The following is a 20,642-nucleotide window of genomic DNA, read 5'->3' on the forward strand; positions in this document are numbered from 1 at the left end:
ATGGACGTAAACGTCCCCCTCGGAAAAATCTGGAACATCAATCCGACAGGCTCCCGCCGGCACGGAGGATCGCCGGCCCGGCAGCCATTGAAGAGGCAAGAAACATGTCACATACCGCCCGCACGAGCCGGCCAGTCATGACCCGTGCCGCCGAGAAATATCAGCCCTATCCGCATGTCGACCTGAGCGACCGGCAATGGCCGTCGCGGCGCATCGAGACCGCGCCCATCTGGTGCTCGGTGGACCTGCGCGATGGCAACCAGGCGCTCGTCGACCCGATGGGCCACGACCGCAAGGCGCGCATGTTCGCGCTGCTCAAGGACATGAACTTCAAGGAAATCGAGATCGGTTTCCCGTCCGCGTCGCAAACCGACTTCGACTTCACCCGCTGGGCGGTGGAAGAGGGCGGCGTGGCCGACGACGTATCCTTGCAGGTGCTGGTGCAATGCCGGCCCGAACTGATCGCCCGTACCTTCGAGTCGCTCGAGGGCGCGCGTCGTCCGATCGTTCATTTCTACAACTCCACCAGCGAGTTGCAGCGCCGCGTCGTGTTCCAGAAGGACCGGGTCGGCATCAAGCAGATCGCCGTGGACGCCGCCAAGATGATCGCCGAGATGGCGGACAAGGCCGGCGGCGGCTTCCGCTTCCAGTACTCGCCGGAAAGCTTCACCGGGACGGAGCTGGAGTTCGCGCTGGAGATCTGCAACGCCGTCACCGAGGTTCTGCAGCCGACGCCCGAGAACCGGTTGATCCTCAATCTGCCGGCAACGGTGGAAATGTCGACGCCCAACATCCATGCCGACCAGATCGAATGGATGAGCCGGAACCTCGACAATCGCGAGGCGATCATCCTGTCGCTGCATCCGCACAATGATCGGGGCACCGCCATCGCCGCCACCGAGCTGGGCCTGATGGCCGGTGCGGACCGCGTCGAGGGAACCCTGTTCGGCAATGGCGAGCGCACCGGCAACGTGGACATCGTCACGCTGGCGCTCAACATGTTCACGCAGGGCGTGGACCCGGAGCTGGACGTATCGGACATCAACCGCATCAAGGATGTCTACGAATACTGCAACCAGCTGCGCATTCCCGAGCGGCACCCCTATGTGGGCGAACTGGTCTACACGGCGTTCTCCGGCTCGCACCAGGACGCCATCAACAAGGGCATGAAGGCGGCGAAGGCAGCCAACACGCCGCTGTGGGAAGTGCCCTATCTGCCGATCGATCCCAAGGATGTCGGCCGCAGCTACGAGGCCATCATCCGGATCAACAGCCAGTCGGGCAAGGGCGGCATCGCCTATGTCCTGCAGGCGGACTACGGCCTCAACCTGCCGCGCAACCTGCAGATCGAGTTCCGTGAGGAAATCCAGCGCATCACGGATATCGAGGGCAAGGAACTGCCCGTGCGCCGCATCTACGAGCAGTTCCTGGAGACCTATGTCGACCAGCCCGACGCACCCCTGTCCTTCATCGAGCACATGACCCGGTCGGATGGCGGCTCGCGCACCGACCGGCTGGTGGAGGCGGTGATCCGCGACGGCACTGAGGAAGTGCGCATCGAGGGGCGGGGCACGGGGCCTATCGACGGCTTCATCGACGCCCTGTCGCGCCATACGGGCATCGACATGTCGGTTGCCGACTATTCGGAGCACTCGCTGCAGCGCGGCTCCAACGCGACGGCGATCTCCTACATGGAAATCGAGTATCCCGGCGGACGCGTCTTCGGCGCCGGCATCGACCACAACATCGTGGCCGCGTCGTTGAAGGCCATTGTGGCCGCCGCCAACCGCGCCATCGTCGCGCTCAAGGCTGCGAAGGCGGCCTGATCGGCATCGCGACGGCGGGCTTGCCTGGCCCGCCGTCGCACTTTTTTAACGAGCGTCGGTGTCTAATGCCCTCCGAAATGCGGAATGCATCGGAGTTGCGACATGGCCGAGTTGAAACACGATATCGCGGTTGCCAAGGGCTCGCGCAGACTGGCGGACGCCGTACGCGCGGCGAAGATCGCCGCCGCGCAGCGGTCGGACATCGTCGTCGATATCCGCGAGGCCGAGAAGGCGCGGCTCGGCAGCCTGGCCGACGAAATGCGCGAAGTGGCCGACGCGGTGCCGCCGACGGACGACCTCTTCGACTTCACCCTTTCGGAAGGGCCGCAGCCCCGCTACTGGGTGGACGGTACCGCGCATATTTCCATGGCGCGCGACCGCGTCACCTATCGCTTCATGCGGGAAACGCGGCTGGGCCGGGTGACGCTGGCCGAATCCACCGATGTGCAGCGCATGGTGGATGCGGTCACCGAATATGTAGCCGAGCGCATGGTCGAGCGGGATCGCGCCATGGCGCTTTCCGACAGGGTCGCCACGCGCGGCGAGGGCGGAAAGCTGGTCATCGCCGCATCGGATCTGCAGGATGACATGGCGACGCCGGCCGCCAAGGACCGCACCGGGCTGATGATGGCCGCTGCCTGGCTGCTGATCGGTTCCGTGCTGGGTGCAGGCGCGCTTGTGGGACTGTCGACCTATCTGTCCGCGCCGGTGCTGTAACCGGCCGCGCCGGAGACGGCGCGCTTCATCAGCAGGATCGCTGCCCCGGCGACGAGGCCCCAGAAGGCGGCACTGACGCCGAAGAAGGCGCTGCCCGACGCCGCGACCACAAAGCAGATGGCGGCGGCTTCCCGCTCGCCCGCATCTTCCATCGCCCCCTGGACGGAGGCCGCGAAGGCGCCCAGGAGCGCCAGCCCGGCAATCGCGCCGATCAGCAAAGGGGCATGCTCGGCAAAGGCGACGATCCACCCTGCCGCGAGGCCGAAGACGATATAGGCAAGGCCCGAGGAAATGCCGGACAGATACCGCAACGCCTTGTCGGGCCCTGCCTCCGGCCCGGCGCACAAGGCGGCGGTGATCGCCGCCAGATTGATGGCGCAGCCGCCGAATGGCGCTGTCACCATGGTTGCCACACCGGTGGTGACGAAGATGGGCCCGGGTGCGGGATCGTAGCCGTTGAGCTTGATGATCGCGAGGCCGGGCACGTTCTGGGATGCCATGGTGATGACGTAAAGCGGCAGGGCGATGCCGATGACCGCCGAAAGATGAAACTGCGGGATGGTGAAGACCGCCCCGGCGATGTCCGCGCCGCCGGGCAGGCTTGCCGCTCCCGGCCCGAGAACGACCAGAAGGATCGTCACCAGCGCCGCGATGGGCACCGCCGCGATCCGGCGCCAAAGGCCGACCAGGATGAATGTTGCGATGATGAGGCCGGTCTGGACGGGCATTCCGGCCAGGGCGCGAACCGGAGCGACGCACAGATCGAACAGGATGCCCGCCAGCATGGCGCTGGCCAGCGAGCGGGGAATCGCGGTGATCCAGCGGCCGAGGGGGCGCACGAGCCCGGTGAGGACGATGAGCGCGCCGGTAACGAGGAAAGCGCCGACGGCCGTTGCAAACCCGCCTTCCGGCACTCCGGCGATGGCCAGGAAGGCAGCGCCCGGCGTCGACCAGGCGATGGAAATCGGCATGCGCGTGCGCCAGGAATAGACGATGCTGCACAGCCCCATGACGACCGACAGGGCAAGCAGTCCGGAGGCTGCCTGCGCCGGTGAGGCGCCGACGCCGCGCAGCCCCTGGACGATGACCGAAAAGCTGGACGAAAAGGCGATGACGGCCGTCAGAAGCCCGGCGGCCAGCGGCAGGATCTTGTTTGCGGATTGGGTATGCATGCCCGGCGCCAGCCTCGGATATTGATGCTGTAACCTTCATAGAACGGCATTACCGGACGCCGCAACGAAAAACCGTCCCCGCGGTTACGGCGCGGTGCCGACCGCTTCTGCCTGTGCCTCTGCCGTCGTGCCATCGCCCAGCAGGCGGCGCTGCCGCACCCATCCGATGGCCTCGCCGTGCTGCCCGTAGCCGCGCTCGCGCTGCGTGAGCGACCATTCGCCCGGGCCACCATCGATCTCGAACAGGCTGTAGCGGGCGGCGGGCTTGTCGTGGCCGGCGCTTTGGCTTGCCGACGGAACACCGCAGACCGGAACCTTCACCCCGCCCGGACCGGTGAGCCAGTAGAGCGTATCCAGATGCGTGTGCCCGTGCAGGACGAGCTCGGCCCCGGCATCGTGGATCACGCGCGAGAAGAATTGCTTGCCGATCAGCCGCTTCGACCACGCGGCCGCGCCCGGAACCGGCGGATGATGGATCAGCACGACCCGGAACAATCCCAGGCCATGGGCTTGCGTCAGCAGGCGGGCGGTCTGCAATGCCTGCCGGCGCTTGAAACTGCCGGTGGCGAAGAAGGGGGCGGTCGCCTCGGCGCTGGATGTGCCGATGATGGCGACGGGGCCGCGCACCCGCATGTAGGGAAAACGCCGGTCGTCGAATGACAGGCCGTCATCGCCGGTCATGTAGCCGTCCCACTCGCGGCAGGCACGGTTGAGTGCGCCCGGCACGTAGGCATCGTGATTGCCCGGCACCAGCGAAACCCAGTCGGGCTTGCCCAGATCCTCCAGCCAGAGGCGGGCGCCGTCGACTTCGGTCTTGGTCGCAAGATTGACGAGATCGCCGGTCACGGCCACATGATCGGGCTTCTGCTGGCGCAAGTCGGCAACGAGGTTCAGCAGCGTATCGCCGAACATGGCGCGCTTTCGGTTGCGCTGCCAGTTGATGTAACCGGTAATGCGCTTGGACGCGAGCTCGCGATACGAGACTTCGGGCAGGGGGCCGAGATGGATGTCGGAAAGATGGGCGAGTCGAAACATCAGCGGCAATGTAAACCGGCAGCCGGTTTTGGAAAGAGCCGCGAGGTAACGGGCGCTTGAGACTTCGCGAACGGCTGTTCCATCTGTTTTTCCTGCTGCGGCGGCCGATGACGCTGGGCACACGGGTTGCGGCTTTCGATGAAGAGGGGCGCGTCTTCCTTGTGCGGCATACCTATGTTGCCGGCTGGCATCTTCCCGGCGGGGGCGTCGACCCGGGCGAAACCTGCGAGGCCGCGGCGCGCCGCGAACTTGCCGAGGAAGGCAACATCGATTGCCCGCACGGGGTGCGCCTCGTGTCGCTGCACTTCAATCGCCGCGCCTCGCGCAGGGATCATGTCGCCTTCTACCGTGCGGATGGCGTGCGGCAGACGGCGCCGCGCGCCGCCGACCGCGAGATCGCCGAAAGCGGCTTCTTTGCCCTGTCGGCCTTACCCGACGGCGTCACGCCCGCGACGCGGGCGCGCCTGGCGGAGCTTGCCGGGGCCGCGCCTTCAGCCCCGTACTGGTGAAACGCCCGCAAGCCGGCCCCGATCATGCGGGGTGTCGAGATGCTGCTCGGGCCCAAGCGGCACGATGCCGGTCGGGTTGATGGTCTTGTGGCTCTCGTAATAGTGGCCCTTGATGTGCCGGAAATCGACCGTCTCGGCGACGCCGGGCCATTGATAGAGCTCGAGCATGTAGTTGTAGAGATTGGGATAGTCGGCGATGCGCCGGCGATTGCACTTGAAGTGCCCGACATAGACGGGATCGAAGCGGATCAGCGTCGTGAAAAGCCGCCAGTCCGCCTCTGTCGGCCGGTCGCCGACAAGATAGCGCTGCTGTCCGAGGCGGTCTTCCAACGCGTCCAGCACCTCGAACAATTTCCGGAAGGGAAGCTCATAGGCCTCCTGCGTCGTCGCGAAGCCGCATTTGTAGACGCCGTTATTGACGGATTCGTAGACAAGATCGTTGGTGGCATCGATTTCGGCCCGCAGGGCCGGCGGATAGAAATCCAGCCCGGCATCGCCGAAGGCGTCGAAGCTGTCGTTGAACATCCGGATGATCTCGGACGATTCGTTGCTGACGATCGTTTCCGTCTGCTTGTCCCACAGGACGGGCACTGTGACGCGGCCGGTAAACTGCGGATCGGCTTTCAGATAGACCTGATAGAGCTTGTCGGCCCCGTTGACGGCGTCCGGTATGGCGCTCGGCCTTTGCGAAAACTCCCAACCGTTCTCGGCCATCAGCCAGTCGAGGACGGACAGAGATATGACGTCGTCGAGCTTCTTCAGCTTGCGGAAGATCAGTGTGCGATGCGCCCACGGGCAGGCAAGCGATACATACAGATGGTATCGCCCGGATTCCGCGGGGAAGCCGCGCTGGCCCTGTGGACCCGGCCCGCCATCGGGCGTGATCCAGTCGCGGAAGACGCTGGCCTCCCGCTTGAAGCTTCCACCCGTTTTCTTGGTGTCGTACCAGACGTCCTGCCAGACGCCGTCAACCAGCATGCCCATGCGTGCGCGCTCCCCTGTTCAGGACAGGGATATGAGCAGGAATGCGGTAGACGCCAGTCCCGGCACCATGATAAGCACCGTCAACCGAACGACAGACAATTGGTGTTCCGTTTGCTGCGACGACGAAGCCTGGAAGCGGCCAAGACCGCACACTGACCGCGCCGGCAGGCTTTGGCCTCTGGCGTGCACGGCCACGCCAGATGTTTTGGATCACCATGCTTTCCCGTCTTTCTTCCACCGGGCTGACGTTCGGCAACGAGCTTCCCCTGCATGCCGCCTGCATAGAGGACATTTCCGCTGAAGCCTTCGGCCCCGGGCGCTTTGCCCGCGCCGCCGCGCGCGTGCGGGAGATGGCGTCCCACGCCCCTGAGCTTTCCTTCGTCGCTTGCCTGCACGGGCAGGTCATCGGATCGGTCCGTCAGACGCCGGTGCTGGTCGGCACGACGCCGGCCCTCATGCTCGGCCCGCTTGCCGTCCGCCCGGCATACAAGGGCATGGGCGTCGGCAAGTCCTTGATGCATATGGCGGCGGATGCCGCCCGCAATGCCGGCGAGGCGTTCATATTCCTGGTGGGCGACAGGGGCTATTACATGCCGCTCGGCTACGAGCCGACCAGGCCCGGCAGCATTGTCATGCCGGGGCCTGTCGACCCCATGCGGGTGCTGGTCCTGCCGCTCGATGGCGGGGCGGTGGGCACGCTCGAAGGCAAGGTGACGGCCCGCTTCAGATGAAGGGCTCCAGCATCGGCCCCACGGTGGACCGATGTCCGATGTCGTCGCCATGCGCGGCCAGCCACTCGCCGGCGGCCCGCCTGCCGGCCTCGGCCAATGCCGACAGTTCGGACCAGCGCGTATCCAGCTTGGCGGCGGTCGACCGTTCGGCAACGTCCTGACTGGCGGCGATCATGTGCAGCCGCAAACGCGCGATGCGACGCAGGGCCGGGTTGGTCTCCTCTGCGCCGCGCAGCAGCTTCTGGATTTCGGTCAGCGTCCGCAGGTCCCGCAGCAGGCTGGAGTTGAAGGTGATCTCCGTCACGCGCGACAGGATGTCGGCCACCCCCTGCGGCACCTCCTGCCGCTGGAACGGGGTGACCTGCACGATCAGGATGTCGGCCGCGAACGCTTCCGAAAACAGCGGCGTCAGCGTCGGGTTTCCCATATAGCCGCCATCCCAATAGGAGATGCCGTCGATTTCGACAGCGCGGAACAGGTTGGGCAGGCAGGCCGAGGCGAGCAGCGCGTCGACCGTCAGTTCAGCCCCGGTGAAGACACGCGCCGAGCCGGTGTCCACGCGCGTTGCCGAAACGAAGGTGGGGATGATTTCGGGGCCCTGCAGCAGCGGAAAGTCGATGGTGCGCTCCAGCACCGGGCGCAGCGGATTGCCGCTCGGCATGGTCGGATCGTAGGGCGAAACCATCTGCCCCAGCACCTTTACCCGTTCCAGCATGCCGTGCACCATGGTGGTCGGCAGCGGCAGGAAGGGCATGGACCGCTCCACCGCGCCGAGCGGCGACGAGCCCGATACGCTTTTCCAGAGCGCTTCGAGATTGCCGCGCGCCGCTTGCGCGCCGCCAACGGCAAGGCCGGTAACGAGGCTGGCCGCATTCAACGCGCCGGCGCTGGTGCCGCTGACGGCGCTGAAGCGAAAACGCCCGTCTTCCAGCAGATGGTCCAGTACGCCCCAGGTGAAGGCCCCATGCGCGCCGCCGCCCTGGAGCGCCAGCGAAATAGGGAGGGAAGAAGCGTCGACCATGGCTTGCGTTCTCCCGTTACGGGGGCGGACCGGCTAGCGTCCTTCACGATACCATGTTGCGGACAGCGCCATAAGCAGGACGGCGAGCCCCAGGAACCCGGCGAAGAGCGGTGTGCGCTCCACGCCGCGCAGCACCGTTTCATCGGTGGTTTTCAGGCCGATCCAGTCCCGCCCGTCGCCATCGGCCCGCCCGGTGATCGGAACGATGCGCGGCACCGTCACATTGCCATCCGCGTCGGCTATCCGCCGGACGCCCCCGCGCGAGGCTTCGGCCAGAGGCTGCAGCTTGGCGGTGGTGGAGATGGCCTCGCGGAACTCGCGCGGATTGGCGGGGCCGACATTGACGAGCGCGCGCAGATCGCCGTTCGCCACCTGGTACAGGCCGAGATCCTCTACCGGTACATCGGCCGTCCAGATGCCATCGCCCGTCTGCGCAAGCGTCAGCGCCCGTGCTTCGCCCGACGGCGTGATCAGGGTTGCCGGGCCCGGATCGTCGCCGATCGTGTTGCGCGTGATGGTCAGCGTGCTGCCTTGCGCGACGGCGTCGAGCGACTCTTCTTCCAGCTCCGGCTCCTTCATCAGCCAATGCGCCAGCCTGCGGAAGAGCGGCACATGCGGGCCACCGCCCTCGAACCCGCGCGACCATAGCCAGCCCTGGTCGGACAGGAGCAGCGCGACGCGCCCTTCGCCCACACGGTCGAGCACCAGCAGCGGCTTGCCCTCCGGACCGTTCATGACCGTTTCGCCCGATACCTCGCCCACATCGACGATGCGGAACCAGGGGCTCCAGGCCGGGGGCGTCTGGGCGGCTCCCGGCAGGTCCCGCGTGACGGGGTGCTTGCGGCCGAGCTCGGACAGGACAGGGCGGAACGCCTCGGTTTCGACCGAGCCCTCCGGCAGCGCCGGCAGGACGCTGGCCAGCGGCGAGTTGGCGATGGAATCGAGGCCGGCATATTCCGGGCCGGAGGCGATCAGCATGGCGCCGCCGTTGCGCACATATTGCGCGATGTAATCGTAGTAGAGCGTCGGCAGGACGCCGCGCCGCTGGTAGCGGTCGAAGATGATGAGATCGAAATCGTCGATCCGCTCCACGAAAAGCTCGCGCGTCGGGAAGGCGATCAGCGACAGCTCGTCGATGGGCGTTCCATCCTGCTTTTCCGGAGGACGCAGGATGGTGAAATGGACGAGGTCCACCGCCGCATCGGACTTCAGGAGGTTGCGCCATGTGCGCTCGCCGGCATGCGGCTCGCCGGAGACGAGAAGCACACGCAGGTTTTCGCGGATACCATCCACAACGGCGATGGCCTTGTTGTTGATGGGGGTTATCTCGCCCGGCCGCTCTGCGGCGACCAGCTCCACGATATTATGGCCGGCGCGCGGTAGCTGGAACGGCAGTTGCGTTTCCTGGCCGGGCACCGCGTTCTGGCGGGCGACCAGATCGCCGTTGAGATAGGCGCGCACGTCGACGGGCGCGCTCGGCGCGTTCTCGCCCTCTTCGACGACGCGATAGGTCAGCGTCTGCTGCTGCTCGACGATGCCGAAGCGCGGCGCCGAGACGATCTCGATACGGCGGTCGAACTCGTCCGGCCGGCCCGTGACAAGGCCGTGCACCGGGGCGTCGAAACCAAGCTGCCCGGCATTGGCCGGAATGTCGTGAACCTGCCCGTCGGTCACCATGATGGCGCCGGCGACCCGCCCGGGCGAAACGTCGGCAAGGCTGGAGGACAGCGCCGAAAACAGCGCCGTCGTGGCATCCTGGTTGCTTTCCGCCGTGCGGCTGGCCTCTACGACACGCACATCGAACTCGGGATACTCGGCCAGCCGAGCGCGCAGTTGCGCAACGGCTTCGTCGGTTTCGCGCGTGCGCGTGCCGATCGATTGGCTCTGGCTGCGATCCACCACCAGCGATACGACGCTTTGCAGGGGCTCGCGCTCCTCGCGCAGCAGCACCGGGTTGGCGAGCGCCAGCAACAGCGCCGCGATGGCGGCGACACGAAGAAGCGCCCCGCGCAGCCGCCCGGCGATGAGCAGCAGGGCAATCAGCACGGCCGGCGCCGCGATCAGCGCCAGCACGGTCCAGGAAAAGAAGGGCGAGAAGCTCAGGGCCCAGGTCATTGTCCGAGCCTTTCCAGAAGCGCCGGCACATGAACCTGGTCGGCCTTGTAGTTGCCGGTCAGCACATACATGACGATGTTGACGCCGGCCCTGTAGGCATAGTCGCGCTGCGCCGGGTCGGGCGTGTCGGTCGGATAGACGAACAGGCCGGTATCATCCACCGCCCAGGCGCTGGCGAAATCGTTGGACGTGATCATGATGGACGAGACGCCATCGCCGGCCGTGGCGGGGCGCGTCTCGGCGTCGGCAGAGCGCGCCAGCGCTTCCACCCACAAGTCGGACGCGGTGTAACGGCCGGGGAACTGGTCCATGATGTAGAAGGACTTGGTCAGCACATGGTCGGCCGGGACAGGCTCCAGCGGCGGTATGTCCAGGTCTGCCAGAATGGCGCGCAGGCGGCGCTGCCCGTCGGAGACGGCCGTGCCGGACAGGCCGCTCATGCCGCTGTCCTCGACATCGAAAAGCACTGTGCCGCCCTGCTTCATATAGGCGTCGACCCGGCTGATCGCTTCCTCTGCCGGCATGGGCGCCGAAGCGGAAATCGGCCAGTACAGGATGGGATAGAAAGAGAGCTCGTCGGTCGCGATATCCACCTCGACCGGCTCGCCCGGCTCCAGCGCCGTCTTGGCGGCGATGAACTGCGAAAGGCCGAACAGGCCTTGCCGCGATATCTCGTCCTGCGCCGCATCGCCGGTGCGCACATAGGCAAGGTGGGTCGTGGCCGTGGCGGCGATGGCGGCCTCGGCGTCGTAGCTATCGAGCCCGGCGCGTGCCGGATCATCGGCCTGCTGTGCGTGGCCGACCGCGGGCAGCAGCAGGACTGCCGCAGCAAGGATAAGCGGCAACGTCGCCTGGCGGCGCCAGCGCCCGGGCGCGAACAGGCGGCGCAAGCCGCCCTGCAGCCATATCAGCGCCAGCGCATCCAGCGCGAACAGAAGCAGCGCCGCGGCGAACAGCCATGGCGTGAGGCTGGTGCTGTCGGCGCCGCCATAGGCGCGCGCCTCGACAGGGCCGGCGGCGGCAAGGTCGCCGATCGGCGATAGCGTCGCCTCACGCGGGAGGAGGTTCAACGCGACATAGCCTTCTTCGGAGCCGTAGAGCCCGGGCGGATGCTCCCGCGTGACGGCAGGCAGCCCCTCGGCGGACACGGTCAGCGGGCGGGCGGTGTTGTCCGGCGGCACCAGAAGGCCGTCTGCATCCAGCATGAGATAAGGGGGATAGGAGGCTGCGCGGGCATCGGAGGCGGCCGCCGCCGTGCCGGCGCGCGACAGCATCACGATGCGGCGGAGCATATCGACGAAAGCGCCCGATATGGGCAGGTTGGACCAGGTGGCCTCGGCCGTCGTGTGGAACAGGATGATGCGTCCCGCGCCACGCGTGGCGGCGGTGACGATGGGCGTGCCGTCGGCAAGGCTGGCCCAGGTGCGGTCGGCCAGTTCCACCGAGGGCTCCGCCAGGATCTGCCGCGTCACCGTGACATCGTCGGGAATGGCGATGTCGGAGAAGGGGCTGTCGTCCGCCATGGGGGCCAATGCCTGCGGCTCCGACCAGGACAGCGCCCCGCCCAACTGGCGCTCGCCGCCGCGCAGGCGCACCGGAACGAGCTGGTCGTCCGCGGTGGAGGCGGCAAGCCGCGGGCCCGCGAAGCGCAGCAGCGTTCCCCCGGCCTCGACATAGGATGTCAACGCCGTTTCGGCGGCGGCGGGCAGCACCCCGATATCGGCCAGCACGATGACGGAAGGGTTGCCGCGCACCATGGCCGGCACCGAGGTGGCCAGATCGGCGCTCTCGGCCTGCACCAGATCGGCAAAGGGCTCGAGTGCCCGTGTTATGTAGTAGAGCGGCGACAGAAGCGGTTGGGCGAGGTCGAGCGGCTCGCCGGATATCAGGCCCACGCGCCGCCGCTGGAAACTGTCGTCCACCAGCCGGACCGAGCCGGCATCGATGGTTCCGGCCAGTTCGATGCGGGCCACGTCGTTGCGAAGCTCAACCGGTATATTGAAGCGGGCGACGGTGCCGGTTGCGCCGGCATCGAAGGACAGCGGCGCGCGCCCGATCTCCCGCGATTGGCGATCCAGTGCCCGGAGCGTGCGGGTGGGCACGGCATCGCCCGTCGGGCGGACGGCCGTGACCGTCAGCGCGTCGGTGGCGTTATCGGCTGCCGTAAGGCCTACGAGGCCACCCGTTTCGGCCTGGAACGCAAGCACCTGCGCCGCACCGATGCCGGACAGCGCCGCCATCGCGTCTGCCCGATCCGCGCTTTCGAGTCCGTCGGTCAGGAGCGCCAGCGTCACGCCGGGCTGTCCCTGCAGCGCGGTTGCCAGGCGTTGTGCTGCCGCCAGCCGTTGCACAGGAACAGGGCGCGCTTCGGCGGCCGCAAGGCGTTCAAGCGCCGTCGCCGCCTCCATCGGGGCCGCGTCGTCGGAGGTGTCCTCGGCGGTCAGGACCAGCGAGACGGGGCGGCCGGCCTCTCCGGCCTCCCGCACCAGCGCGGCGGCGTTGTCGCGCATGGCATCGAAGCGGGTGGCGCTGGCCCAGCCATTGTCGAGCATGACGCCCAGGGGCCCTTCGCCGCGCAGCAGCGCCTCGCGGGGGTTCAGCACCGGGGCGGCCAGCGCCAGAATGACGAGCCCCGCCAGCAGCAGCCGCAGGAGGGTCAGCCACCACGGGCTGCGCGCCGGTGTCTCCTCGGTCTTGAGAACGCGCTGCAGGATGCGGAACGGCGGAAAGGCTTCGGTTTCCGGTTGCGGCGGCGTCAGCCGCAGCAGCCACCAGATGATCGGCAGTGCGACCAGGCCGAACAGCACGAGGGGGGCGCCGAATGAGAGTGCGAGACCGCCCATCTAGACTGCCGATCGTTGGGTCTGCGGCAGACCGCCGAGACGGCCGTGGATAGCCACCAGCGCCTCCGAGGCAAGCCTGTCGGTGCGGTGCGAAACGAAGCTCCAGCCAAGGCGGCGGCAATGGTCGGACAGGGTGCTGCGGCGGGCCGTGTACAGCCGCCCATACTCTTCCTTCAGGGCTTCCGCGCGCCCCGCCGTCAGGCGTTGGCCGCTTTCGGGATCGCGGAACTCGGTGCGGCCGGCATAGGGGAAGTCTTCTTCCGCCGGATCGTAGATCTCGATCAGATGTCCGCGCATGCCGCGCCGCGCCAGAATGTCGATCCGCTCCATGACGTCCGGGAGCGGGTCCAGGAAATCACTGGCGATGACGATCTCGCTGAAGCGCCGGAAATGGGCGTCCGGAAAGCTGTCATGCGGGCGATGCGTCATCAGGGCCGCCGCGATCCGCTCTGCGGCGTTGCGTGCCGATACAGGCTGCAACACGCCCGGATAGCCGATCCGCTCGCCGGCGCGGGCCAGAAGCTCGGCCAGCGCGAGCACGAGCACGAGTGCGCGCGACTCCTTGGAAACGGCGGCCGTGCGCGACTGGTACATCATCGACGGGGATGGATCGGCCCACAGCCAGACGGTGTGCGCGGCTTCCCATTCCCGGTCCCGCAGATAGACATGATCGTCGCGCGCAGAGCGGCGCCAATCGATGCGCGATACCGGCTCGCCCTCTACGAAGGGGCGGAACTGCCAGAAGTTTTCGCCCGCGCCACGGCGCCGGCGCCCGTGCCAGCCGGCGGTGACGGTGGCAACGATGCGGCGCGCCTCCACCAACAGGTCCGGCATCAGCGCGGCGCGCTGGCGGGCGCGCAGCAGCGCAGACTGGCTGTCCGTCAGAGGGTGCGCTTTGCCGATGGCCGCCATGCGCTGCCTTTCGAAACGGTTGCGGGACGCCCGATCAGGCGATGCTGCGCTTGAGCGCCACGATGACGTCCTTGACGCCCATCCCTTCGGCGCGGGCGGCGAAGTTCAGCGCCATGCGATGCTGCAGGATGGGCTCGGCCAGCGCCCGCACATCGTCGATCGAGGGTGCGAAGCGGCCTTCGTACAGCGCACGGGCGCGCACGCAGGTCATCAGTGCCTGGCTGGCGCGGGGGCCGGGGCCCCAGGCGATATGCGAGTCGGCTTCGGCGCTTCCGTGGCCGGGGCGCGCGGAGCGCACCAGCGACAGGATGGCCTCGACGACGCTTTCCGGCACCGGCATCTGGCGCACCAGCCTCTGGATTTCGCGCAGGCGCTCGGCGGCGATCACCGGCTCGGCCCTGTCTTCGCTGACGCCCGTTGTGGCCAGAAGAATCCGCCGCTCGGCGGCAAGGTCGGGATACAGCACGTCCACCTGCATCAGGAACCGGTCCAACTGGGCTTCCGGCAGCGGATAGGTGCCTTCCTGCTCCAGCGGGTTCTGGGTGGCAAGCACGTGGAACGGAGAGGGCAGGTCGTGCCGCTCGCCCGCAACGGTGACGTGATATTCCTGCATGGCCTGCAGCAGCGCCGATTGCGTGCGGGGGCTGGCACGGTTGATTTCGTCGGCCATCAGCAACTGGGCAAAGACCGGCCCGCGAATGAAGCGGAAGCTGCGGCGCCCCATATCGTCCTGATCCAGCACTTCGGAGCCGACGATGTCGGACGGCATCAGATCGGGCGTGAACTGGATTCGCTTGCCGTCGAGGCCTAGCGCGACGCCCAGTGTTTCGACCAGCTTCGTCTTGGCAAGGCCCGGAACGCCGACCAGCAGCGCGTGGCCCCCCGCCAGGATCGCCACCAATGTCTGCTCGACCACCTGCTCCTGGCCGAAGATCGCCCGCCCGACCGAGGCGCGGATGCCGGCGATGTCGGCAAGCGCCGATTCGGCCATGGCCTCGACCGCCTTCATGTCGGCAACGGGGTTCTGCGGCTCCAGAAGGGTCATCGGACAGTCTCCGTTGCGGGGGTCGACCAGCCCATGAAAACGGGCTGCGCGCCATCTGGCAAGCCCGGCGCTTCGGAACTATGTGGTGACGGGCAAGCCCGGCCAAAATAAGACGGGGCCGAACTGGCATGATCGAGGAGGCGGAGTGGGCGACGACGGTTCAGGAGCGATGGCAGGACTTGCGGCGCTGATGGCCCGCGCAGAGCGGGCGGACGCCTCGCCGGCGCCCGTCGAGCGGTGGCATCCGGCGCATTGCGGCGATATCGACATCGTGATCCGCGCCGATGGAAGCTGGGTCCATGAAGGCACGGTGATCGGCCGGCCGGAGCTGGTGCGCCTGTTCTCGACCGTCTTGCGCAAGGACGCGGATGGCGAGACCTATCTGGTCACCCCTGCCGAGCGCCTGCGCATAACGGTCGAGGACGCGCCTTTCCTGGCGGTGGAAATGGCGGTCGAAGACGCCGATGGGGGCCCGGTCCTGACGTTCCGCACCAATATGGGCGACGTCGTGCGCGCCGGAAACGCGCATCCGATCCGCTTCGGCGCTGGGGCGGACGGCTTCGTTCCCTATGTCACCGTGCGCGGCCGGCTGGAAGCGCGGTTGACGCGGCCGGTGGCGTTCGAGCTGGCGGGGATGCTGCAAGAGGACGAGACAGGCCCCTATCTGATGTCGGGCGGTGTCCGTTTCCAGCCTGCGCCGGCGGCAGCGTGAGAGGCGCAGCGCAATGCCACCCTTTGACCGCCGATGATTTCCGTCGGCGTGTGGCCGCCCGTGGTGCGACCGGCGATGCGCCATCCCTTCAGGGAGATCACGTGCTGAACCCCGGGACCGAAGCGATGATCGGCGCTGCCGCCACGCGTGAAGCCGCCGTCCTGGTGCCGATTGTCGCACGGGCGGAAGAGGCGAGCATCCTTTTGACGACGCGCTCGGCCGCCTTGCGGAAGCATTCGGGGCAGATCGCCTTTCCGGGCGGCGCGGTGGACCCGGGTGATCAATCCGCCGAGGCCGCGGCGCTGCGCGAAGCCGAGGAAGAGATCGGGCTGACGGCGGATCATGTGGAAACGCTCGGCCGCCTGCCGTCCTATCTGTCCAGTACCGGTTATCGCATCGTACCGGTGCTTTCCATCGTCAGGCCGGGCTTCGGCCTGAAGCTCAATCCGGATGAGGTGGACGACGCCTTCGAGGTGCCGCTGGCATTCCTGATGGATGCCGCCAACCATCGGCTGGAAAGCCGCGAGTGGCGCGGGGTGGCGCGCACCTTCTACACCATGCCCTTCGGGGATCGATACATTTGGGGCGTGACGGCGGGTATCCTCCGGTCGCTCTATGAAAGGTACTATGCATGACGAGCCTGACCGACGCCGCCTGGCTGCAGGATGTTGCCGTCCAGACCCTGTTGCGTGCTCTTGGGCAGGGAGAGGAGGAGGCCCGCGTGGTGGGGGGCGCGATCCGAAACCACTATCTCGGATATCCGATCACGGATGTCGACATCGCCACCACGACGCTCCCGCGCGAGACGATGCGCCTTGGCGCGGAGGCCGGCTTCAAGGCGGTGCCGACAGGCGTCGACCATGGCACCGTGACCCTGGTCCAGGGCGGGCGCGCCTTCGAGGTGACGACGCTGCGCCGCGATACCGAAAGCGACGGCCGCCACGCCAAGGTTGCCTTCGGACGCGACTGGAAGGTCGATGCCGAGCGGCGGGACTTCACCATAAACGCGCTCTACGCGGATGCGGACGGTAAGGTCTACGATTACGTCGGCGGCCTTGCCGACCTGGAAGCCCAATCGCTGCGCTTCATCGGCGACGCGGAACTGCGGATCCGGGAAGATTATCTGCGCAGCCTGCGGTTTTTCCGGTTTTTCGCCTGGTACGGCAAGGGCCGGCCGGATGCCGAGGCCTTGCGCGCAACCGCGCGGTTGCGTGACGGGCTGAAGACCCTATCGGCGGAGCGTGTCTGGGGTGAGATGAAGAAGCTCCTGTCGGCGCCCGATCCATCCCGCGCTTTGCTGTGGATGCGGCAGGCCGGCGTGCTGACGGCCGTGCTGCCGGAAACGGAAAAGTGGGGCATCGATACGATCCACCCGCTGGTGCAGGCCGAGCGCGACAATGTCTGGGATGCCGACCCGATGCTGCGGCTGATGGCCATGATACCGCCGGACGGCGCCCGCGTAACCGAGATGGCGCGGCGGCTGCGCCTGTCCAATGCGGAGCGCAAGCGCCTTCAGGCCTTCGCGATGACCGCCACGGTGGCGGCCGATATGCCGGACGGCACCTGGCGGGCGACGCTGCAGGACGGCGACCGGCGGGCGCTGGCCGACCGGCTGCGCCTGGACATCGCGGTGGCAAGCCGGGAGCCCTCCGGGGACGTCGCGGCCGCACGGCTGCGATTGCTACATGCGTTGGAAACCTTCGAGCCGGCAGAGTTTCCGATCGATGGCGACGATGTGCAGGCCGCCGGCGTGCCGGCCGGCAAGGCCGTGGGGCAGGCGCTGGCGCGGCTGCGTCAACGATGGCTGGACAGCGGCCTGACGGCCGACCGCGAAACCCTTCTGCGGGATCTGAGGCAGGAGGCCCCGCGCGGAGAGGGGGCCGATCAATAAAAAACGGGCCGCGAGGGCCCGTTTCGACTTTCATCTGGGTCCGTGGACCTTGAGCCGAAGCTCCAGGCCGATCAGTGGACGGGCATTTCGTGCACGTTCGTGCGGAAAGCGTCCATCATGATTGGCGTGATCGTGTCGACGCCGAGCTGCTTGGCTTGCACCACCGCCCGGCGGATCACTTCCGCCTGGCTCTCAGCCCGTATGACGCGATTACATCCGGGTATGACACCTGCACAGTTGAGTTCGTACATCTGGGCCTCCCATCGACTGACATTAATGTTTGATATATTTCGTGAAAGTCAATCGGAAGTTGAAGGTGTTCTCCGAAATTTAATCTTTTCAGGCTAAGGGCCGCCGCTCTTTAGCGGACAGCGATCACCGATCCGTCGCGCCGGTCGACATCGACCCGAATGTCGTCGCCACGTCTGTCGATGCCTTCCACCCGATAGGCGGACCGTGTGCGGCTGACATCGTCGACCTCACGGAGGCCTTCGCCACGGGCGATGCGGACGGCTTCCCGCTCGCTGATCTCTCCGCGCGGCATGTCGCGGTCGCGCTGGCGGCCTTCGCTTTCGTTGGGGTTGACGACCCGGACCCCGTCGGGGCCGATCATGATACCCTGTGCCTGGGCAGGCAGTGCGGCTCCGCCAACGGCGCCGGCAACGAGTGCGGCTGCTAGAAGTGTCTTGAGCATCTCAAATCCTCCGATCGATGCCATGTTTTTGATCGGAGTGTTAACCAAATGCCCGTTTTGCTGGTTCCTGCGGCAGGTGGGACGAATTGCCGCTCGTGAGCGTCGACAACTCCTCCGGCGTCAGAGGGCGCGCCGTGCCCTTGGGAAGATCGCCCAGCGCCAGGGGCCCGATTGCCACGCGCACCAGCCGAAGGACTTCCATGTCCAGCGCGGCCAGAAGCCGGCGTATATGCCGGTTGCGTCCTTCGTCCAGCACGATCTCCAGCCAGGCGTTGCGGGTGCCGCTTCGTAGAAGCCTTGCACCCGTGGCGCGCAGCAACTCGCCCTTGTCGACGATGCCTTCTGAAAGGCGCTGGCACAGGCCGGCGTCCGGCAGCCGATCGACCTGGACATGATAGGTCTTCTCCGGGCCTGTCCCGGGATCGAGCAGCCATTGCGAAAACCGCGTGTCGTTGGTCATGAGGATCAGGCCTTCGCTGGCCTTGTCGAGCCGGCCGACGGGCGAGACATGCGGCAGGCCAAGGCCGTCCAGGCAACGATAGATCGTGTCACGGCCTTCCGGATCGGACAGGGTGGTTACCAGTCCGCGCGGCTTGTTGACCATGAGGTAGATGGGCGCCTGGGCGGCAACCGGCTGGCCGTCGAGCAGAATTTTCGCCCTGTCCATGTCGATGCGCATATCCGGCTGCTGCACGATCCTGCCGTCGACGGAGACGCGCCCCGCCCGGATGAAGTCGTCCGCCGCCCCGCGTGAGGCGATGCCGAGCTTGGAAAAGACGCGGTTCAGGCTGACGCCGCCGGGCTTTGGCGGACGATGCGCCGAAGCGCCGGAACGTGCCGGTTTGTCCGATTTGCGCATCGCATGGCCCTGAAACTATGACGCGGGGCCGTGATAGCGGCCCCGCGTCTGCGTATCAATCGTCCTCGACGAAGACTTCCTTGCGCTTGTTGCGGATCGAGGGCAGCACCGCGAAGATCACGCAGGCAAGGCCGATCGCCAGCAGCGTTGCGGAGATGGGCCGCTCCAGGAAGATCATCGGATCGCCGCGCGAGATGATCATGGCCCGGCGCAGATGCTCTTCCAGGAGTGGGCCGAGCACGAAGCCCAGCAGCAGCGGCGCCGGCTCGCAGCCCAGCCGGATCAGCACGTAACCGAGGACGCCGAACAGAATGATGGCATAGACGTCGAACGGGTTGTTGTTGATCGAATAGCAGCCGATGGAGGCGAACAGCACAATGGCCGGAAACAGGACCCGGTAGGGGATGGTCAGCATCTTCACCCACAGGCCGATGAGCGGCAGGTTGAGGATGACGAGGAGGATGTTGCCGATCCACATCGAGGCGATGATGCCCCAGAACAATGCCGGCTGCGAGTTGATGACGTTCGGACCGGGGGTGATGCCCTGCAGGATGAACGCGCCGACGATGAGCGCCATCACCGGATGGGCCGGAATGCCGAGCGTCAGCAGCGGGATGAAGGAGGTCTGCGCCGCTGCATTGTTGGCGCTTTCGGGCCCGGCGACACCCTCGATGGCGCCGTGGCCGAACTCTTCCTTGTGCTTCGACAGGTTCTTTTCGGCCGAATAGGAGGCAAAGGAAGACAGGACGTGTCCGCCGCCCGGCAGGACGCCGAGAAGCGAGCCCAGCACCGTGCCGCGTATGACGGGCGCGATGATGCGCTTGAACTCGTCTTTCGTCAGCCAGAGGCTGGTGACCTTCTTGACCATGACCTCGCGGCTGCGCTCGTTTTCGAGGTTGCGGAAGATTTCCGCGACGCCGAACACGCCGACCGCCACCGAGACGAAGTTGAGGCCTTGATAAAGCTCCAGGAAGCCGAAGGTGAAGCGCGGCGTGCCGGTGTAGATGTCCTGCCCGACCGTGCCCAGAAGCAGGCCCAGGATGATCATCCCGAGCGCCTTGGTGACGGAGCCGTGGGCGAGCGAGATGGACACCAGCAAGCCGAGTACGATGAGCGCGAAATATTCCGGCGCGCCGAAATTGAGCGCGATGCGCGCCAGCGGCGGCGCGGCGATGGCCAGTAGCAGCGTCGCCACGGAGCCGGCGAAGAAGGAGCCGAGCGCCGCCGTGGCGAGCGCCGCGCCCGCCCTGCCTTTCTTGGCCATCTGGTAGCCGTCGATGGCTGTGACAGCAGACGAGCTTTCGCCCGGCAGGTTGATCAGGATGGCCGTGGTGGAGCCGCCGTACTGCGCGCCGTAATAGATGCCCGACAGCATGATGAGCGCCGTGACCGGCGAGAAGGTGAAGGTGATCGGCAAGAGCATGGCGATGGTTGCCGTGGGCCCGATGCCGGGCAGCACGCCGACCAGGGTGCCGAGGAGCACGCCAATGAAGCACCAGAAGATGTTGATGGGCGTGAGCGCCGTTTCGAAGCCGAGCGCCAGATTCGCGATAAGGTCCATGAATCGTCTCCGCGC

Annotated in this window: 19 protein-coding genes; 7 read left to right on the forward strand and 12 right to left on the reverse strand. The window is 66.8% G+C overall.

The window, feature by feature from the left end; translation table 11 throughout:
• Positions 1 to 104: 104 nt before the first annotated feature.
• A complete protein-coding gene (gene leuA, locus AUL31_RS00245) occupies positions 105 to 1,826 on the forward strand; it encodes a 2-isopropylmalate synthase (protein ID WP_143190087.1) in 1,722 nt (573 codons plus the stop codon).
• Between the two features lie 102 nt (positions 1,827 to 1,928).
• A complete protein-coding gene (locus AUL31_RS00250; protein WP_060599840.1) occupies positions 1,929 to 2,543 on the forward strand; it encodes a hypothetical protein in 615 nt (204 codons plus the stop codon).
• On the opposite strand, the gene AUL31_RS00255 is transcribed toward AUL31_RS00250, so the two are convergent.
• Entirely contained in the window at positions 2,519 to 3,715 is a 1,197-nt protein-coding gene (locus AUL31_RS00255; RefSeq protein ID WP_060599842.1) for a benzoate/H(+) symporter BenE family transporter, read from the reverse strand. The two genes, AUL31_RS00250 and AUL31_RS00255, sit on opposite strands and share 25 nt — an antisense overlap.
• Positions 3,716 to 3,799: 84 nt before the next feature.
• Complete coding sequence (locus tag AUL31_RS00260; protein ID WP_060600448.1) at positions 3,800 to 4,750, reverse strand: metallophosphoesterase family protein; 951 nt, start codon at positions 4,748 to 4,750, stop codon at positions 3,800 to 3,802.
• Positions 4,751 to 4,806: 56 nt separating this feature from the next.
• Between AUL31_RS00260 and AUL31_RS00265 the strand changes: the two genes are divergently transcribed.
• On the forward strand, positions 4,807 to 5,259 hold the full coding sequence (locus tag AUL31_RS00265; RefSeq protein WP_060599844.1) for an NUDIX domain-containing protein: 453 nt from the start codon (positions 4,807 to 4,809) through the stop codon (positions 5,257 to 5,259).
• Here the strand turns inward: AUL31_RS00265 and AUL31_RS00270 are convergent.
• Positions 5,242 to 6,243, reverse strand: coding sequence for a glutathione S-transferase family protein (locus AUL31_RS00270; RefSeq protein ID WP_060599846.1), 1,002 nt, complete (start codon positions 6,241 to 6,243; stop codon positions 5,242 to 5,244). The two genes, AUL31_RS00265 and AUL31_RS00270, sit on opposite strands and share 18 nt — an antisense overlap.
• 215 nt (positions 6,244 to 6,458) lie before the next feature.
• On the opposite strand from AUL31_RS00270, the gene AUL31_RS00275 reads away from it, so the two are divergent.
• The gene (locus AUL31_RS00275; RefSeq protein WP_060600450.1) at positions 6,459 to 6,974 is read left to right on the forward strand and encodes a GNAT family N-acetyltransferase; all 516 of its coding nucleotides are present in this window, start codon (positions 6,459 to 6,461) and stop codon (positions 6,972 to 6,974) included.
• Here AUL31_RS00275 and AUL31_RS00280 read toward each other — a convergent pair.
• The 5 genes from AUL31_RS00280 to AUL31_RS00300 are packed head-to-tail and all read right to left on the reverse strand — an operon-like array spanning position 6,967 to position 14,910.
• Entirely contained in the window at positions 6,967 to 7,995 is a 1,029-nt protein-coding gene (locus AUL31_RS00280; RefSeq protein WP_060599848.1) for a patatin-like phospholipase family protein, read from the reverse strand. The genes AUL31_RS00275 and AUL31_RS00280 overlap by 8 nt on opposite strands.
• Before the next feature lie 33 nt (positions 7,996 to 8,028).
• A complete protein-coding gene (locus AUL31_RS00285) occupies positions 8,029 to 10,110 on the reverse strand; it encodes a hypothetical protein (protein ID WP_060599850.1) in 2,082 nt (693 codons plus the stop codon).
• Positions 10,107 to 12,953: a DUF4159 domain-containing protein gene (locus tag AUL31_RS00290; protein ID WP_060599852.1), complete on the reverse strand. Its 2,847-nt coding sequence runs from the start codon at positions 12,951 to 12,953 to the stop codon at positions 10,107 to 10,109. The genes AUL31_RS00285 and AUL31_RS00290 overlap by 4 nt, the downstream gene beginning before the upstream one ends.
• On the reverse strand, positions 12,954 to 13,865 hold the full coding sequence (locus tag AUL31_RS00295) for a DUF58 domain-containing protein (RefSeq protein ID WP_060599854.1): 912 nt from the start codon (positions 13,863 to 13,865) through the stop codon (positions 12,954 to 12,956).
• Between the two features lie 34 nt (positions 13,866 to 13,899).
• Entirely contained in the window at positions 13,900 to 14,910 is a 1,011-nt protein-coding gene (locus AUL31_RS00300) for an AAA family ATPase (protein WP_060599856.1), read from the reverse strand.
• A 169-nt stretch (positions 14,911 to 15,079) separates the two neighbouring features.
• Between AUL31_RS00300 and AUL31_RS00305 the strand changes: the two genes are divergently transcribed.
• The 3 genes from AUL31_RS00305 to AUL31_RS00315 all read left to right on the forward strand — a co-directional run bounded on the left by AUL31_RS00305 (position 15,080) and on the right by AUL31_RS00315 (position 17,513).
• Complete coding sequence (locus AUL31_RS00305; RefSeq protein ID WP_060599858.1) at positions 15,080 to 15,622, forward strand: DUF1285 domain-containing protein; 543 nt, start codon at positions 15,080 to 15,082, stop codon at positions 15,620 to 15,622.
• A gap of 101 nt (positions 15,623 to 15,723) precedes the next feature.
• Positions 15,724 to 16,257 (forward strand): CoA pyrophosphatase, encoded by a 534-nt coding sequence (locus AUL31_RS00310; protein ID WP_244489283.1) that lies wholly within the window; start codon positions 15,724 to 15,726, stop codon positions 16,255 to 16,257.
• Entirely contained in the window at positions 16,254 to 17,513 is a 1,260-nt protein-coding gene (locus AUL31_RS00315) for a CCA tRNA nucleotidyltransferase (RefSeq protein ID WP_060599862.1), read from the forward strand. Before AUL31_RS00310 ends, AUL31_RS00315 begins: the two co-directional genes overlap by 4 nt.
• 71 nt (positions 17,514 to 17,584) lie before the next feature.
• Here AUL31_RS00315 and AUL31_RS00320 read toward each other — a convergent pair whose 3' ends face one another.
• The 4 genes from AUL31_RS00320 to AUL31_RS00335 all read right to left on the reverse strand — a co-directional run bounded on the left by AUL31_RS00320 (position 17,585) and on the right by AUL31_RS00335 (position 20,627).
• Complete coding sequence (locus AUL31_RS00320) at positions 17,585 to 17,764, reverse strand: DUF1059 domain-containing protein (protein ID WP_060599864.1); 180 nt, start codon at positions 17,762 to 17,764, stop codon at positions 17,585 to 17,587.
• A 110-nt stretch (positions 17,765 to 17,874) separates the two neighbouring features.
• Positions 17,875 to 18,207 (reverse strand): PepSY domain-containing protein, encoded by a 333-nt coding sequence (locus AUL31_RS00325; RefSeq protein WP_060600452.1) that lies wholly within the window; start codon positions 18,205 to 18,207, stop codon positions 17,875 to 17,877.
• 40 nt (positions 18,208 to 18,247) lie between these two features.
• Complete coding sequence (locus AUL31_RS00330; RefSeq protein ID WP_060599865.1) at positions 18,248 to 19,066, reverse strand: pseudouridine synthase; 819 nt, start codon at positions 19,064 to 19,066, stop codon at positions 18,248 to 18,250.
• Between the two features lie 55 nt (positions 19,067 to 19,121).
• On the reverse strand, positions 19,122 to 20,627 hold the full coding sequence (locus AUL31_RS00335; protein WP_060599866.1) for a tripartite tricarboxylate transporter permease: 1,506 nt from the start codon (positions 20,625 to 20,627) through the stop codon (positions 19,122 to 19,124).
• Positions 20,628 to 20,642: the final 15 nt, after the last annotated feature.

The sequence above is a fragment of the Aureimonas altamirensis genome (assembly GCF_001463885.1).
Taxonomy (GTDB): Bacteria; Pseudomonadota; Alphaproteobacteria; order Rhizobiales; family Rhizobiaceae; genus Aureimonas; species Aureimonas altamirensis.